Genomic DNA, 16206 nt, shown 5'->3' with positions numbered 1-16206 from the left:
CCTCCCGGCACGCGCCGACCCCAGGAGGAACTCCCCAGATGCAGGAGAAGAACCGGCGCTCCGCGCCCCGCCGCTCCGGCGGGCAGGACCGGCGCCGCGGCGACGGCGCACCCCGCCGCCGCACGGAGCGGGCCCGCGGCCCGCGCCAGGCCGTACCCGTGCAGGGCGAGTTCGCCATGCCGGAGAACACCACGCCAGGGCTGCCGCCCGTGGCCGCCTTCGACGACCTCGGCCTCCCGGCGCCGCTCCTGGCCGAGCTGGCACGGCAGGGCGTCACCGAGCCGTTCCCCATCCAGGCCGCCACCCTGCCGAACTCGCTCGCGGGCCGTGACGTCCTCGGCCGCGGCAGGACGGGCTCGGGCAAGACCCTCGCCTTCGGCCTCGCGATGCTCGCCCGCACCGCGGGGCGCCGCGCCACCGCACGCCACCCGCTCGCGCTCGTCCTGGTGCCCACCAGGGAGCTGGCCCAGCAGGTCACCGACGCCCTCACCCCCTACGCGGGCGCGCTGCGGCTGCGGCTCGCCACCGTCGTCGGCGGGATGTCCATCGGCCGCCAGGCCGCCGCGCTGCGGGCCGGGGCCGAGGTCGTCGTGGCCACCCCCGGGCGCCTCGCGGACCTCGGGGAGCGCGGCGACTGCCTCCTCGACCAGGTCGCGCTCACCGTCCTCGACGAGGCCGACCAGATGGCCGACATGGGCTTCATGCCCCAGGTCACCGCGCTGCTGCGGCAGGTGCGCCCCGACGGGCAGCGGATGCTGTTCTCGGCCACTCTGGACCGCAACGTCGACACCCTGGTACGCCGCTTCCTCAGCGACCCCGTCGTGCACTCGGTCGACCCGTCGGCGGGCGCCGTGACCACCATGGAGCACCATGTGCTGCGGGTCGGCGTCGACGACAAGAAGGCCGTCACCGCCCGTATCGCCGCGCGCGACGGCCGGGTCCTGCTGTTCCTGCACAGCAAGCGCTCCGCTGACCGGCTCGCCAAGCAGTTGCTCGCGGTGGGCGTACGGGCCGCGGCGCTGCACGGCGGCAAGTCCCAGCCGCAGCGCAACCGCACCCTCGACCAGTTCAAGACGGGCGAGGTCACCGCGCTCGTGGCGACGAACGTCGCCGCCCGCGGCATCCACATCGACGACCTCGACCTCGTCGTGAACGTCGACCCGCCCGCCGACCACAAGGACTACCTGCACCGCGGCGGACGCACCGCGCGCGCGGGCGCCTCCGGCAGCGTCGTCACCCTGGTCCTGCCCGAGCAGCGCCGCGACATGGCCCGCCTGATGACCAGCGCGGGCATCACCCCGCGCACCGCCGAGGTCCGCCCCGACGACCCGGAGCTGGCGCGCGTCACCGGCGCCCGCGTCCCCACGGGCGTCCCGGTCACCCTCGCGCCCGCGGTCGCCGCGGTGCGCGCCGGTACGGGCGGCGGCGCGGGCACGGGCGGACGCAAGGGTTCGGGGCGCCGCAGGGGCTCGGGCGGCCGTACCGCCTCGGGCGCTCGTACGGGTACGGGCGCCCGCACGGGCTCCGGCACCCCCGCGGCGCCCGGCGCCCGTACGGGCGGGGCCGGGGCCGGGCGTACAGGCTCCGGTGTGCGCGGAGGCAAGGGCGGTGGCCGGGGCGCGGCGGCGAAGGGTTCGGGCGCACCGCGCCAGGGCCGCGCCGCGGCGCCGCGCGGACAGGCGGCCTGAGGCCCGCCGCGGCGGAGACGGGCCCTGGTGGGTGGCGGGTCAGGCGGCCCCGGGGCCGGGCTCCGGGCGCTCCCGCCCCACCGAGTACAGATAGCTGTCGACGAACCTGCCGTCCCCGAGGACCGCGCCCACCAGGATCACCGCGGTCCTGGTGAGGCCCGCCTCCCGCACCCGGGGCGCGATGTCGCCGAGGGTGCCGCGCAGCACGGTCTCGTCCGGGCGTGAGGCGAAGGCGACGACGGCGGCGGGGCAGTCGGCGCCGTAGTGCGGAAGCAGCTCGGCCACCACGCGTTCGGCCTGCCGGACGGCGAGGTGCAGCACAAGGAGCGCGCGGCTGCGGCCGAGCGTCGCCAGGTCCTCGCCCGGCGGCATCGGCGTCGCACGCCGGGCGACACGCGTGAGGACGACGGTCTGCCCGACCCCCGGCACCGTCAGCTCCCGGCCGAGCGCGGCAGCGGCGGCGGCGAAGGCGGGCACCCCCGGCACCATCGCGTACGGGATGCCTGCCGCGTCCAGGCGCCGCATCTGCTCGGCGACCGCGCTGAACACCGACGGGTCCCCCGAGTGCAGCCGCGCCACGTCATGGCCCTCGGCGTGCGCGCGTACGAACTCGGCGGTGATCTCGTCCAGGTCGAGCCGCGCGGTGTCCACGAGGCGGGCGCCGGGCGGGCAGTCGTCGAGGAGTTCGCGCGGCACCAGGCTGCCCGCGTACAGGCAGACCCGGCAGGAGGCGAGCAGCCGGGCGCCGCGCACGGTGACGAGGTCGGCGGCGCCCGGGCCCGCGCCGATGAAGTGGACGGTCATACGGCGGGCTCCTGGGGCGGTTTGGTGACGGACCACTGGGTGACCGGCATGGCGGCGCGCCAGCCGGTGAAACCGCCGACGGGGACCGCGTGCGAGACGGCCAGGCGCACCAGCTCCCCGCCGTGCCGGGCGCGGTGCCCGGCGAGGGCGGCCTCCGACTCAAGGGTGACGGCGTTGGCGACGAGCCTGCCGCCCGGCGGCAGCGCGGCCCAGCAGGCGTCGAACACACCGGGCACGGTGAGCCCGCCGCCGACGAACACCGCGTCGGGCGCGGGCAGTCCGGCCAGCGCGTCCGGTGCCGCGCCCGTCACGACCCGCAGCCCCGGCACGCCGAGCCGTTCCGCGTTGCGCAGGGCGCGCCCGGCACGCTCCGGGTCGCGCTCGACCGCGACGGCGGCGCACGCGGGATGCGTACGCATCCACTCGATGCCGACCGATCCGGCCCCGGCGCCGACGTCCCACAGCAGCTCGCCGGGGGCGGGCGCGAGCGCGGCCAGGACGACCGCGCGCACCTGCCGCTTGGTGAGCTGCCCGTCGTGCTCGTACGCGTCGTCGGGCAGCCCGGGTACGGCGCCGAGCCGCAGCGCGCCCGGTGCCCTGCGGCACTCCACGGCGAGGACGTTGAGCGGTTCGCCCGGCGGCTCGCGCCAGTACGCGGCGGTGGCGGTGACATGCCGTTCCCGTACGCCGCCGAGCTGTTCGAGCAGATGCAGGGTGCTGGGTCCGAAGCCGCGCTCCGTGAGCAGCGCGGCGACCTCGGCGGGGGTGCCGGCACCCGCGCTGAGCACCAGCAGCCGGCGCCCGTGGTGCAGGGCGGCGGCGAGGCGGGCGGCGGGGCGGCCGACGAGGGACACGGTGGCGGTGTCCTCGACCGGCCAGCCGAGCCGGGCGCAGGCGTAGGACACGGACGAGGGGTGCGGCAGCACCCGCAGCCGCCCGGGGCCCGCCTCGGCGGCGAGCGCCCGGCCGATGCCGTGGAACATGGGGTCGCCGCTCGCCAGCACCACGAGGCCGCGCGGCGCGTACGCGGCCAGCAGCCCGGGCACGGCGGGCCGCAGCGGCGACGGCCAGGGGACACGCTCGGCGCGGCAGTCGGCGGGCAGCAGGGCGAGCTGGCGGGGGCCGCCGATCACCACGCCCGCGCCGAGCAGCGCGGCGCGCGCGGCACCGCTGAGCCCGCCCCAGCCGTCGGCACCGACCCCGACGACGGTGACGGGGGCACTGGGCTGCGGGTCGCTGGGCTGCGGGGTGTCGGGGTGTGCCGCGCCGGGTCGTGGGCCGGACACGGTTACCGGGGGCCGGGGTCGGGGGCGGTGGTGCGCCCGAGGTGGGTGACGTCGGGGCCCGGTGGCTCTATCTCGTAGAAGCCCATGCGGTCGTAGAAGGCGCGGGCGCCGGTGTTGGCGTTGGCCATGGTGAGGTGCACCCTGGCCACGCCCCTGGCGTGGAGCGCGTCGAGGAAGGCACGCATCAGCCGCCGCCCGAAGCCGCGGTGCTGCCAGTCGGGCAGCAGGTCGATGTGCAGGTGCGCGGGGTGGCCGGCGAGCGCGGGCAGGAGCATGCGCTCGGGGGTGTGCAGCAGCTCCGCGACGAACTCGTCGGGCGTGCCGGGCGCCCCGGCGGGCCGCGGGTAGCGCCCGGCGACCCGGGGCAGCCAGACCTCGCGGAACTCCTTCACGAACCGCGCCGTGTCCGCCGTCCCGAGCACATACCCCACGGCCCTGCCGGTGCCGTCGTCGAGCACGAAGGCCAGCTCGGGCGCGAGCGCCACATACGGCTCCGCGAAGGTGACGGGCAGCACATCGGGATCGCCGAACACGCCCCGCGCGTCCCCGCCCCGGTGCCCGGTCCGCACACAGATCTCGTAGAGCGCACGCAGGTCCCCACCCCGATAACCCCGCACACCAGCAACTTCATCCACACCCCATCCTCACCCACCGCCACGGGGGCGGACAAGGCGGGGCGGGGGTGGGGGGGGCCGGGGGGCTCAGCGGCGGGGGGCCGCGGGTTCCAGGTGGGTGACGACGCCGGCGAAGAAGCGGTCGACGGCGTGGTCGACGCTGCGGATGAAGCCGGCCTCGGCGCTGCCGCGACCGCTGCCCATGCCCTTGAAGAGGGAGAGCCTGAACCCGGCGATCCGCTCGCCGCCGCGTGGCAGCATGTCGGCGGGCTCCGGCCGCAGCCGTTCGAGCGTGCTGCGCGGGCCGCGCCCCTCCGCGCCCTCGATCAGGGTCTCCACATGCAGGTCGGCGGGGGCCTCGGCGAGCTGCCGCAGCAGCCGCTTGGCCCAGCTGAGCGGGTAGCCCTGCGCGGGCGCCGGTACGTCGATTGAGGTGCGCAGCTTGCCGGTGCGCAGGTCCGCGACGAGGCCGAGCACGCCGGGGCCGCCCTCCACCCGTAGTTCGGCCTCCAGCCTGCCGTCGACGCAGAACGCGTCCGCGACCGCCGCCCTGCGCTCCTGCGGCGCCACCCCGCGCCGTGCGCGCTGCACCGGCAGCACCTTGCGGCCGAGTTCGCCGCCGAGCCGCAGGCAGACCTGCCGGATCAGCCGCTCCCAGCTCTCCACGACGTCGGCCGCGCGCGGGTCCCCCGGGCAGAGCGTCTCGTCGTCGATGCCGTTGCGCACGGGCACCCAGGACGGGCCCATGTTCTGGAAGCCGTGGCAGCCGGAGCTGTCGTGCTGGAGGTAGTGGAGCAGTTCGCCGAGCAGCCAGGCGTGCGCCGGGCTGCCCACCCCCTCGTGCCTGATGAGCGTCTGCGCCTGGTGGGTGACCTCGGCCCAGGAGAGGTGCCACAGCGACACCTTGTTCTTGCGGCGGCCGTCGGTCTTCACGTCGACCAGCGGGGCGCCGTCGAGCGCGACGTCGTTGGAGAGGGTGATGACGGCCTCGTAGCCGCGGCGCGCGGCGATGTCGAGGTACGCCTGCACCTGGTCGCGCCTGAGCGGGTTGCCGTTGGTCTTGGTCTCGACGAGCGCCGTCCACAGCTTGCCCGCGCGCTCCACCCTGAGCACCCCGTCGGGGCGGCGTGGGGTGTCGCCGTGGGGCAGCGTCACCTCGGTGAACGTCTCCATCCGGCCCGCGGGGGCGCCGAACCCGGCGCTCAGCCGCCGCCCGAACTCCGGCACCTGCGCCATCACGGAGAGCAGGACGGAGGTGGCCCTGGTCTCCCGTTCCCGGTCGCTCTTCAGGGTGGAGACGGGGAACAGCCTGGCGGGCCGCCATGACTCGTTCTCCGCGAGCGACTTCTTGAGGGTCCTCGGCAGCGTGATCTTCTTGCGGGCGGTACGGGGGCGTGCCACCTGCCTCGCCGGTACGGGCGGCTGCGCCGCGACCCCCGGCGCGTGCGGCCCGTCGGCGGCCCCGGGCTCCGGCGTCCCGGGCGCGGGCGCGGCGTCCGGGGCTTCCCGCGGGGCCGGGATCGCTGCCACGGAGGGCGCGGGGGCCGGGGGACCGGAGGACACCGGGGTGTGGGGGCCGGGGTGCGGCGCCGTCGCCGACGGGGCGGCAGCACCGGGCGCGGGGACGGCGACGGCACTGGGCGCGGGCGCGGCGACGGCGGCAGGAGGTCCTGCCGGGCTGGCGGGGGCTTCGCCACCCGCTCCCGCCCCTGTCCCGACCCCTGCCTCCGCCTCCGCCTCCGTACCGGATTCGTCCGGTGCGGCGCCCGGCCCTGTCCCGGGTCCGGGCTCGTCGGCCGCGTCGGCGTCGTCGTCGATGTCGACGCCGAAGTCGGTGGCAAGCCCCGCGAGTCCGCTCGCGTAGCCCTGGCCGATGGCGCGGAAGCGCCAGTCGTCCGCCCGCCGGTACAGCTCGCCGAAGAGCAGGGCGCCCACCTCGTCGGCGTCGTCGATGGCGAAGCCGAGCAGTGTCTCGCCCGAGCCGTCGCGCAGCGTCAGCCGCAGGTCGTCCAGGTCGCCGAAGCAGGACCCTGCGTCCCTGCTGGCGGCGACCACGATGCGTTCGACGTCGGGCGGCACCGCCGTCAGGTCGAAGCCGATCCTGTCCTCGTCCCCGCCCTCGATGGGCGCCTTGCCGAGGAGCTGCACACTGCCTTCCGCCGCCACCGGGTTGTTGTAGAAGCAGAAGTCCGCGTCGCTGCGGACCTTCCCCGACCCGTTCAGCAGCAGCACGGACACGTCGGCGTCGCCGTCGCCCGCGGGGCTCTTCCAGCCGAGTCCGATCATGACCGAGCCGGCGTTCTCGCTCAGGTCGGCCAGCCGCACGTTGGCACCCTTGGCCATGTCGCGCACCGGTCCCCACCCCCTCACCGCAGTGACGCACCGGGGTACGGGGTGCGTCGGTGGAACCTTAGCGCCAGAACATGGGCAAGTATCCCTTGGTGCTCAAAACCCCGTACTCCAGGGATATATGAGGCAACGTCCGGCCCCCGCGGCGCCGCGGGCGCGGGCCCTTCGGCGCCGCGGGGCGGCGGTCAGACGTGGAGCGCCAGTCTGGTCCTGTGGTGGCGGGGGTTCTCCGACTCGTCGATGAGGGCCACCGCCAGGTCGGCGTAGGAGAGGGTCGCGGTGAAGGGTGGGGTGTCGGGGGTCGTCAGGTAGGTGCCGGTGCGGGGGAGTTCGAGGCTCAGGCCCGCGGGGGGTGTCAGGGTGAGCCAGTCCACCGGGGAGCCTGCCGCCGCGGCGAGGTGGGTGTGGCCCGCGTCGTGGGCGGCGGCGAACGGGGCGTACGGGGGCGGTACCGCCGCCGGGTCCTCGTACAGCGGGCGGCCGTCGGGGCCGGGCAGCGCCGAGAAGATGCCGACCGCCACGAGCCGGGGCACGCCCGCGAGCGCGAGGCCCGTCAGCAGGGCGTCCGCGGCCTTCACGAAGAACTCCGGGTCGAACGGCTCGATCTCGGGCCCCGGCAGCGGGCTGACCGCGTGCACCGCGGCGAGCCTGCCGCGCGCGGTACGGGCCACGTCGTCGGCGCTGGTGATGTCGCCTTCCACCAGGTCGACGCCGTCCGCGGCCACGGCCGCGTGCCGCTCGGTGGAGCGCACCACCGCCGTCACCCGGTGGCCGCGGCGCCGCGCCTCCGCGACGACGGCCCGCCCCGCGCGCCCGCCCGCGCCGTAGACGACTATGCCCGACGCCTCGGCGGACGCGGCGGCGGGGGACGCGGCGGGCGCGGTGTGCTCGCCGGGGCGTGGGGTGTCGGGGGCGGTGCGGTGGGCGGGGCTCTCGTGGTCCTGGGTCTCCGTCATGAGGCCGTACGGTATCCACGGGATACTGATTACCTCAACGATACCGGCGTATCCTCGGCGCATGCCGGAACCCCTCGACCCCGCGATGTTCGACCCCGCCTGCCCCAGCAGCGCCATGCCCGTGCAGATCGGCGGGCGGTGGACCGCCATGGTGGTGCTCTGCCTCGAAGGGGGCCCGCGCCGCTTCGGCGAGCTGCGGGTGCCGCTCGCCGGCGTCACCCCGAAGGTGCTGACCGCCACCCTGCGCGCCATGGAGCGCGACGGCATGGTCACCCGCACCGCGTACGACGAGAACCCGCCACGCGTCGAGTACGAGCTGACGCCGCTCGGCCGCAGCGTGCTCGACCTGATCGGCGCCGCCCGGGTCTGGGCCGAGCGGCACCTGCCGGGGCTGCTCGCCGCCCGCGCCGCACACGACGAGACCCGCGCGGCCGACGGCCCCCCGCCGCTCCTCGGCGCACCCAGCGCCTGAACGGGCGCCCGCCCGCCGGAGCTTACGGAGGTGTGACGGACCGCCGCGTCCCGGGCCCGGGGCGGGGGCGGCGGCCTAGCGTGGGCGCATGCGGGTACTGGTCACCGGCGGTGCCGGGTTCATCGGCTCCGAGATCGTCAGGGCGCTCACCGGGCAGGGGCACGAGGCGGTCGTCTACGACGCGCTGCTCGCCTCCGCGCACCCCGCCGCGCCGCCACCGCCGCGGGACGGCGTCCCGCGGATCACCGCCGACGTCCGCGACCGCGACGCGCTCGCCGCGGCGCTCGACGGCGTCGACGCCGTCTGCCACCAGGCCGCCATGGTCGGCCTCGGCAAGGACTTCGCCGACGCGCCCGACTACGTCGCGAGCAACGACCTCGGCACCGCCGTCCTGCTCGCCGTCCTCGCGGCGACTCCGGTACGCGCGCTGGTCCTCGCGGGCTCGATGGTCGTCTACGGGGAGGGGCGCTACGCCTGCCCGCGCCACGGCGACGTACGGCCGGGGCCGCGCGCCGCCGACGACCTGGCGGCCGGGCGCTTCGAGCCGCGCTGCCCGCGGTGCGGCGAGGCGCTGCGGCCCGGGCTCGTCGGCGAGGACGCGCCCACCGACCCGCGCAACGTGTACGCCGCCACCAAGCTGGCGCAGGAGCATCTGACCGCGTCCTGGGCCAGGTCCGTCCAGGGGCGCGCGGTGTCGCTGCGCTACCACAACGTGTACGGGCCCGGTATGCCGCGCGACACCCCCTACGCGGGCGTGGCCTCCTTCTTCCGCTCCGCGCTCGCCCGCGGCGAGGCGCCCCGCGTCTTCGAGGACGGCGGCCAGCGGCGCGACTTCGTCCATGTCACCGACATCGCCGCCGCCAACGTGCTCGCGCTGGAGGCGGCGGCGGGCGGCGGGGTGCCCGAGGGTCTGGCCGTCTACAACACGGGCAGCGGAGAACCGCACACCGTGGGGGAGATGGCGGGGGCGCTCGCCGTCGCGCATGGCGGCCCTGCCCCCGTGGTCACGGGCGAGTACCGGCTCGGCGACGTGCGCCACATCACCGCCGACTCGGCCCGCGCCCGCGCGGACCTCGGCTGGAAGTCGGGGACCGGCTTCGCGAGCGGCATGCGCGCCTTCGCCCGCGAGGAGCTGCGGTAGGGGTGGGGAGCTGCGGTGGGGGTGGAGAGCTGCGGTGGGGGGGGAGCTGCGGTGGCGGCGCGGGGCTGCGGTGGCGGCGCGGAGCTGCGGTGGGGGTGACGAACTCGCCTTCGTCGCCCGCCTCGCCTTCGTCGCCCGCGGCCTTCGCCGTTGCCCCGCCGCCCGGCTGCCCCCGCCGCCCGGCGGCCCGGCTGCCCCCGCCTCCCGGCGGCCCGGCCGCCCCGCCGTCGCGCAGGCGCCGGTGGCCGGGCCGGGCCGCAGGCCCCGTGTGCTTGAGTTGGGCGGTGCGGCCACCCTGCCGCCGCCCGTCCGCCGTCCCGCCTTCCCGCCATCCCCCCCGCCCCCCATCCCGCCGCCCATGGAGAACCACCGCCGTGCCCGAGCCGCACATCCTGCTCCTCGGCGGCACCACCGAGGCCCGCCGCCTCGCCGAGCTGCTGCACCCCGCCCATGGCTACCGGGTGACCAGCTCCCTCGCGGGGCGCGTCGCGCGGCCCAGGACGCCGCCCGGCGAGGTGCGCGTCGGCGGCTTCGGCGGCGCCGCGGGGCTCGCGCACTGGCTGCGCGCGCACACGGTGACCGCGCTCGTCGACGCCACCCACCCCTTCGCCGGAACCATGAGCGCCCACGCGGCGCGGGCCGCCGCCCTCGCCCACGTCCCCCTGCTGGCGCTGCGCCGCCCCGGCTGGCTGCCGGTGCCGGGCGACGACTGGCGCCCCGTGCCAGGGCTCGCCGAGGCCGCCGCGCTGCTGCCCTCGCTCGGCCGGAGGGTGCTGCTCACCACCGGCCGCACCGGCCTCGGCGCCTTCGCCGCGCTCGACGACCACTGGTTCCTCGTACGGTCCGTGGACCCGCCGGAGCCGGGCACGCCCCGCCCCGCGCGGCTGCGGACGCTGCTCGACCGGGGCCCCTTCACCCTGGAGGGGGAGCGCGCGCTGCTGCGCGGCCACCGCGTCGACGTCCTGGTCACCAAGGACAGCGGCGGCACCGCGACCGCCCCCAAGCTCACCGCCGCGCGGGAGGCGGGCCTGCCGGTGGTGATGGTCACCAGGCCACCGGCCCCCGCGGGGGTCACGGCGGTGGCCACGCCCGAGGAGGCGGCGGCATGGCTGCGCCGCGCCGGGGCCCGCCCCGCGTAGCACCGCCCGCCTCGACCGGCCGTCGGTTTCGCCGCCTCCCGGCGCTACCGGTAACTCCGCGGTGTCCACACGACCTCGTCCGCGAGCCCGGGGCCGCGGTGCACGGTGCGGCTGCGGGACGAGCCGACCAGCAGGATGGTGCGCATGTCGACCTCGGCGGGGTCGAGGTCCCCGAGCCGTACGATCCGCACCCGCTCCCCGGCGCCGCCGACGTCCCTGGCCACCACCACCGGCGTGCCGGGGTCGCGGAGTTCGAGCAGCAGGTCGCGGGCCGCGCCCACCTGCCAAGTGCGGCTGCGGGAGCCGGGGTTGTACAGCGCGAGCACCAGGTCGGCCGCCGCCGCGGCGCGCAGCCGCTCCGCGATGACCTCCCAGGGCTTGAGCCGGTCCGAGAGCGACAGCACCGCGTAGTCGTGCCCGAGCGGCGCCCCCGCGCGGGCGGCGGCGGCGTTCGCCGCGGTCACCCCGGGCAGCACCCGCACCGGCACCTGACGGTAGCCCTCCTCCGCCGCCACTTCGAGTACCGCCGTGGCCATCGCGAACACCCCCGGGTCCCCGCCGGACACCACCGCCACCCGGCGCCCGCGGGCGGCCAGTTCGAGCGCGAAGGCGGCGCGCTCGGCCTCCACCCGGTTGTCGGAGCCGTGCCGCGCCTGACCGGGCCGTGCCGGGACGCGCGCGAGATACGTGGTGTAGCCGACCAGGTCGTCGGCCGTCGCCAGCGCGGCCCTGCTCTGCGGCGTCAGCCACAGCGGCCCCGCGGGCCCGGTCCCCACGACCACGACCTCACCCCGCGCCGCACCCTCCCGCGCCGCACCCTCGCCCGCCCGCTCGGCGCCCTCCCGCGCCGCGTCCTCCCGCCCCGCCTCCGCCACGTCTGGCGCCCCGCCCGCCGGCGCCGCCGCGCGCGGCCCCGGCAGCAGTGCCACCGCGAAGTACGGCACCGAGTCCGCCGCCACCTCCGCGAGCGGCGCGGTGCGCTCGCCCGGCATGGTGGCGCGCTCCGCGTACCGCGCCTCGGCCAGCCTGCCGCCGCGCTCGAACGCGCCGCGCACCGCCGGGAACGTACGCCCCAGCTTGAGCACCACCGCCGCGTCGGTGCCCGCGAGCCGCGCCGCCAGCTCGTCCTCCGGCAGCGTGCCGGGCAGCACCGTCAGCACCTCGTCGCCCTCCACCAGCGGGGTGCCGAGCCGGGCCGCCGCCGCGCTCATCGAGGTCACGCCCGGTACCACCTCGGTGGGGTAGCGGTCCGCGAGGCGCTTGTGCATGTGCATGTAGGAGCCGTAGAAGAGCGGGTCGCCCTCGGCGAGCACCGCCACGTCGCGGCCCGCGTCCAGGTGCGCGGCGAGCCTGGCCGCGGCCTTCTCGTAGAACTCGTCGAGCGCGCCGCGGTAGCCGCCCGGATGGTCCGTGGCCTCGGTGGTGACCGGGTAGACCAGCGGCTCCTCGATGTGCTCAGGGCGCAGATGGCGGGCCGCGATCGAGCGGGCGATGGACCTGCCGTGCCGGGCGCTGTGGTACGCGACCACGTCGGCGGCGCCGATCACCTCCACCGCGCGCACCGTCATCAGCGCCGGGTCGCCGGGCCCGAGCCCCACCCCGTACAGGGTCCCTACGGTGCTCATTCCGCCTCGCTCGCGAGCGCGTTGACGGCCGCGGCCGCCATGGCGCTGCCGCCGCGCCTGCCCCGTACCACCAGGTGGTCGAGGCCGGAGGCGGCGAGCGCGTCCTTCGACTCGGCCGCGCCGACGAAGCCGACCGGGACCCCGACGACCGCGGCGGGCCGCGGCGCGCCGTCCGCGACGAGTTCGAGGAGGCGGAAGAGCGCGGTGGGCGCGTTGCCGACGGCGATGACCGCGCCGCCGAGACGCTCGCCCCACAGGTCGAGCGCGGCGGCGCTCCGGGTGGTGCCGAGCCGCCGGGCGAGCGCGGGCACACCGGGCTCGCCCAGGGTGCACACGACGTCGTTGTCCGCGGGCAGCCGCCGCCGGGTGACACCGCTCGCCACCATCTGGGTATCGCACAGCACCGGCGCACCGGAGCGCAGCGCGGCGCGCGCCCGTGCGACCACGCCCGTGCTGTACGCGAGGTCGGCCACCAGGTCGGTCATGCCGCAGGCGTGGATCATGCGCACGGCGACCCGGGCGGCGTCCTCGGGCAGGCCGGAGAGGTCGGCCTCGGCGCGGATGGTGGCAAAGGACTCGCGGTAGATCGCCGCGCCGTCCCGCTCGTACTCGTACACGCTGCTCATCCTGTCGGTGCCGCTCATGGTGGTCTTACGTGGCCGCGCGCGGCGGGTGCCGCGGTGGGTGCTCAAGAGGTGCCGGGGGTGCCGGCGGTGCCAGGGGTACTGGCGGTGCCGGGGGTACTGGCGGCGCCGGTGGTGCGGGCGTCGGGGGGTGGGGTGTGGACGGTCTCGCGGTAGCGTCCAGGCCCGGTGGCGACCCGGTCGACCCAGGCGCCGTGCGGATGCCCGCAGCGCCGCTCGCAGCCCGACCAGTACTCGGGGAGCGCCCCGGTACGTGGCCCGGCGTCGGCCCGTACGTCCGCGAGCGCCCTGGCGCAGCCGGGCAGCCCGGTGCAGGCGCCGACGCCGCGCCAGGGCGAGTCGTCCGAGGTGGTGAAGCCGTGTCGTACGGCGAGCGTGTCGAGCAGGGCGCGGGCGCGGTGCGGTGTGCGTCCTGGCGGCCCCGCCACCACGACGCCCCGCCAGGGGGTGAGGCGCAGTTCAGGGGCGGGGAGCAGGGCGCGCCACTGGGCGGCGGTGACCCGCCCGAGGCGCGGCGCGACGGACAGGCTGACGCGCCCGTCCGGCCCGGTGACCGCGCCGAGGGGCGGGGGGCCGGGGTGCGGGGCGGCGCCGGTCACGGGCGCGCGTCCGGGTGCCTGCGGGTGCTCGATGCCCGCCGCCCGCAGCGCCGCCGCGATGTCGGGCCGCCGGTGCGGGGGGAGTTCGCGCATGCGCCAGGCGCCCGTGTCCCGGGCGGCTTCGAGGAAGGCGCGGGCGGCGGCGAGCGCGGCCTCGGGCGCCAGGCGCGCGGGTACGCGGTGGCCGCCGGGGGTGAGGAGCGCGGTGCCGTCAGGGGCCGCGGTGAGGGTGAGGTCGGCGCCGAGGGCGGCGAGGTCGCCGCGGCCGTCGTCGAACGCGAAGAGGAAGCGCCCGGAGAGCGCGGCCGTCCAGTCGTTCTCGCGCAGCAGGGCGTCAAGGCGCCGTGCCCACTCCTGGGCGTCCGCGAAACCGGCGCCGTCGAGGCAGGACAGCGGCGAGGCCAGTACGTTGCGTATCCGCTCGTGCGCCGCCGAGGGCAGCAGGCCCGCCGCGTCGAGCGCGGCGGCGAGTCCGGTCATGGCGTCGGCGGCGATGCCGCGCAGCTCCGCGTTGCCGCGTGAGGTGAGGCCGATGGCGCCGTCGGCGAAACGTTCGGCCGCGGCGCCGAGCGCCTCGGCCTGCCCGCCGTCGAGCCGCCCGCCCGGCAGCCGCACCCGTACGAGCAGCCCGTCGGCGGCGGTGTGCGGACGCAGCACCCCGGGGCAGGAGTCGGAGCCGGTACGCACCCGCCCGACGGGCGATTCCCCGTGGTCGGAGGGGTCGCGCCGCGCGGTGGAGCCCCCCGGACTGCGGCGGGGCGCGGCGGCGTTCGACATGCGGATGAGCATACCGGTGGGGTTTCGAGGGGGCTTGGGTGTGGTCGTACGGGGGTGGGGGCGTGAGCCGCGGGGGTGTGCCGTCGGGGCTTGAGCCGCCGGGCGTGAGTCGCTGGGCGAGGGATGGTCGGGAGCGCGGTGGGAGCCTCCTGCTGGCCACGGAGGGCCCGCCGCGGGCACCGGCCGCGTCATCGACCGCCACGGCCCCCTGCCCCGCTCCTGAGCGCCCCGGTCCCCGCGTCGGTCAGACCCCCGCCACGGCGGCGGGCACGAGCCGCGGCACCGGCGGCAGCGGCGCGCGGCCGGGGGCGGCCTGGAACGCCTGGATCACCAGCGCGGCGAACCGGCGCGAGGCCGCGACCTGGGCGGCAGGCGAGTCGGCGTGGATGCCCCGGTTGGCCATGAGCATGAGGATCAGATCGTCCAGTACGAAGTCCTGCCGCAGCCGCCCGGTCTCCTTGGCGCGCCCGGCCAGTTCCGAGATTGAGTGCAGGGCCTGCCCGCGGTCCTCGGCCAGCTCGGTCTGGTCCGCGTAGGCCGTCACGAAGACCTTGCTGAAGCCCCGGCTCTGCGCGTGCAGTTCACACAGCCGCTCGATGACGTGGCAGAAGCCGCGCCAGGGGTCGGGTTCCGCGAGCCCCTCGTCGACGAGGACATGGCAGGCGACCATCTCGTCCCTGAAGGTCTCGGCGATCAGTGCCTGCTTGGTCGGGAAGCGCCGGTACAGGGTGGCCGGGCCGACCCCGGCCTTCCTCGCCACCTCGCGCAGCGGGACGCCGAGGCCCTCGGAGGCGAACAGCGCGCGGGCCGCCGTGAGGATGCGGTCCCTGTTGTCCAGCGCGTCGGATCGCAGGATGTGAGGCAAACGTTCAGTCACCACTCTCACTTTAGGGCAACCGGACGGGGGCGTCCGTTAGCGTCCAAAAGCGGCGGCAGAGGACCCCGGGCGGTGACCGGGGCGGCGGGCGTCGCCGCAGGTGGCAGGGCCGATGGCGGCCTCGCCACGGCGGCCCGTACGAGCCGTGCGCGCGGGCGGCGACCACGTCAGGGCGCCCCGGCGGGACCAGGAGACCGGACAGAGAGTGGGAGAAGACAGTGCAGGCAGTCGCGATCCGTTCCTTCGGAGACCCCGGCGGACTTGCCGTCGTGGACGTCCCGGCGCCCGCCCCGGGGCCCGGCCAGGTGCTGGTCGCCGTGGAGGCGGTCGGCGTGGGCGGCGTGGACGCCGTGATCCGGCGCGGCACCCTCGGCGGCTTCGGCTTCGAGGAGGGGCACGTCCTCGGCAGCGAGGTGGTGGGAGCCGTGACCGCGGTCGGCGACGGGGTCGACGGCTCGTGGCTCGGCCGCCGGGTGTACGCGTTCACGGGCCTGGGCGGCGGGTACGCGGAGTCGGCCGTGGCCGACGTGGCGGAGATCTCCCCGCTGCCCGTGGGCCTGTCACCGGCCGCGGCGCTCGCGGTCGGCAGCTCCGGGACGGTGGCCCACTTCGGCCTGGAACACGTCCACTTCGCGGCGGGCGAGCGGCTGCTCGTGCGCGGCGCCGCGGGCAGCATCGGGAACGCCGCCGTACAGCTCGCCGCCCGGCGGGGGGCGGCCGCGGTGGCGGTGACGACGTCGTCGCCCGAGCGCGGCGCCCGGCTGCGCGAACTGGGCGCGACCCATGTACTCGACCGCGCGGGCGGGGGCGGCGCGGACGCCCCGGCGGAGTACGACGTCGTCCTCGACATCGTCGCGGGCGCCGGCCTGCCCTCCTTCGTCGACAGGCTGGCCCCGAACGGCCGCCTCGTCGTGGTCGGCGCGGTCGGCGGCTTCCCCCCTGAGGACTTCGCCGCCCGGCTGCTCGCACGCTTCCGCAGGTCCCTGGCCTTCGCCACCTTCAGCGCCGACACGGTGCCGACGGCCGCACGCCGCGAGGTCCGCGAAGCCCAGTTCGACGCCGCCTCCCGCGGCGAACTGCGCGCCGTGGTCCACGAGTCCCTGCCCCTCGCACAGGCGGCACTCGCCCACCGCAAGATGGACGACGGCGAGGTCTTCGGCCGGATCATCCTGACGGTCTGACCTGACCTGACCTGATGACGAGGCGCCCGCGGAGGCACGGCGCCTGCGGCGGCC

At 77.1% G+C, this 16206-nt stretch carries 14 protein-coding genes; 5 read left to right on the top strand and 9 right to left on the bottom strand.

The annotated features are described in order from the left end of the window. Positions 1 to 38 precede the first annotated feature (38 nt). Positions 39 to 1688, top strand: coding sequence for a DEAD/DEAH box helicase (locus tag ACIBIW_RS18745; RefSeq protein WP_399337411.1), 1650 nt, complete (start codon positions 39 to 41; stop codon positions 1686 to 1688). A 39-nt stretch (positions 1689 to 1727) separates the two neighbouring features. On the opposite strand, the gene cobM is transcribed toward ACIBIW_RS18745, so the two are convergent. From cobM to ACIBIW_RS18720, 5 genes are all read right to left on the bottom strand, one after another. After that, positions 1728 to 2492: a precorrin-4 C(11)-methyltransferase gene (cobM, locus tag ACIBIW_RS18740; protein ID WP_399337409.1), complete on the bottom strand. Its 765-nt coding sequence runs from the start codon at positions 2490 to 2492 to the stop codon at positions 1728 to 1730. Then, on the bottom strand, positions 2489 to 3778 hold the full coding sequence (cbiE, locus tag ACIBIW_RS18735; RefSeq protein ID WP_399337407.1) for a precorrin-6y C5,15-methyltransferase (decarboxylating) subunit CbiE: 1290 nt from the start codon (positions 3776 to 3778) through the stop codon (positions 2489 to 2491). The genes cobM and cbiE overlap by 4 nt, the downstream gene beginning before the upstream one ends. Before the next feature lie 2 nt (positions 3779 to 3780). Further along, entirely contained in the window at positions 3781 to 4413 is a 633-nt protein-coding gene (locus ACIBIW_RS18730) for a GNAT family N-acetyltransferase (RefSeq protein ID WP_399337406.1), read from the bottom strand. 66 nt (positions 4414 to 4479) lie between these two features. After that, positions 4480 to 6735, bottom strand: coding sequence for a TerD family protein (locus tag ACIBIW_RS18725; RefSeq protein WP_399337404.1), 2256 nt, complete (start codon positions 6733 to 6735; stop codon positions 4480 to 4482). 191 nt (positions 6736 to 6926) lie between these two features. Next, positions 6927 to 7697, bottom strand: coding sequence for an NAD(P)-dependent oxidoreductase (locus ACIBIW_RS18720; RefSeq protein ID WP_399337402.1), 771 nt, complete (start codon positions 7695 to 7697; stop codon positions 6927 to 6929). A gap of 61 nt (positions 7698 to 7758) precedes the next feature. Here ACIBIW_RS18720 and ACIBIW_RS18715 point away from each other — a divergent pair, with 61 nt between their 5' ends. The 3 genes from ACIBIW_RS18715 to ACIBIW_RS18705 all read left to right on the top strand — a co-directional run bounded on the left by ACIBIW_RS18715 (position 7759) and on the right by ACIBIW_RS18705 (position 10449). Beyond that, the gene (locus ACIBIW_RS18715; protein WP_399337400.1) at positions 7759 to 8169 is read left to right on the top strand and encodes a winged helix-turn-helix transcriptional regulator; all 411 of its coding nucleotides are present in this window, start codon (positions 7759 to 7761) and stop codon (positions 8167 to 8169) included. Positions 8170 to 8257: 88 nt separating this feature from the next. Next, positions 8258 to 9310, top strand: coding sequence for an NAD-dependent epimerase/dehydratase family protein (locus ACIBIW_RS18710; protein WP_399337398.1), 1053 nt, complete (start codon positions 8258 to 8260; stop codon positions 9308 to 9310). A gap of 374 nt (positions 9311 to 9684) precedes the next feature. After that, positions 9685 to 10449 (top strand): cobalt-precorrin-6A reductase, encoded by a 765-nt coding sequence (locus ACIBIW_RS18705; protein ID WP_399337397.1) that lies wholly within the window; start codon positions 9685 to 9687, stop codon positions 10447 to 10449. 44 nt (positions 10450 to 10493) lie between these two features. Here ACIBIW_RS18705 and ACIBIW_RS18700 read toward each other — a convergent pair whose 3' ends face one another. The 4 genes from ACIBIW_RS18700 to ACIBIW_RS18685 form a co-directional block, all read right to left on the bottom strand. Beyond that, positions 10494 to 12074 carry a precorrin-2 C(20)-methyltransferase gene (locus tag ACIBIW_RS18700; protein WP_399337395.1) on the bottom strand — a complete coding sequence of 527 codons (1581 nt, stop codon included), beginning with the start codon at positions 12072 to 12074 and terminating at the stop codon, positions 10494 to 10496. Further along, complete coding sequence (locus ACIBIW_RS18695; protein ID WP_399337623.1) at positions 12071 to 12700, bottom strand: precorrin-8X methylmutase; 630 nt, start codon at positions 12698 to 12700, stop codon at positions 12071 to 12073. Before ACIBIW_RS18695 ends, ACIBIW_RS18700 begins: the two co-directional genes overlap by 4 nt. A gap of 62 nt (positions 12701 to 12762) precedes the next feature. Further along, positions 12763 to 14094, bottom strand: coding sequence for a hypothetical protein (locus ACIBIW_RS18690; RefSeq protein ID WP_399337393.1), 1332 nt, complete (start codon positions 14092 to 14094; stop codon positions 12763 to 12765). A gap of 244 nt (positions 14095 to 14338) precedes the next feature. Continuing rightward, a complete protein-coding gene (locus ACIBIW_RS18685; protein ID WP_399337391.1) occupies positions 14339 to 14971 on the bottom strand; it encodes a TetR/AcrR family transcriptional regulator in 633 nt (210 codons plus the stop codon). A gap of 218 nt (positions 14972 to 15189) precedes the next feature. Between ACIBIW_RS18685 and ACIBIW_RS18680 the strand changes: the two genes are divergently transcribed. After that, positions 15190 to 16152: a zinc-binding dehydrogenase gene (locus ACIBIW_RS18680; protein WP_399337389.1), complete on the top strand. Its 963-nt coding sequence runs from the start codon at positions 15190 to 15192 to the stop codon at positions 16150 to 16152. The last annotated feature ends 54 nt before the right edge of the window (positions 16153 to 16206 follow it).

Origin of the sequence: Streptomyces sp. NPDC050560 (assembly GCF_044457285.1) — a bacterium.
Taxonomy (GTDB): domain Bacteria; phylum Actinomycetota; class Actinomycetes; order Streptomycetales; family Streptomycetaceae; genus Streptomyces.
The sequence above is the reverse complement of the archived record's forward strand: the minus strand, read 5'-3'. Positions and strand labels throughout refer to the sequence as shown.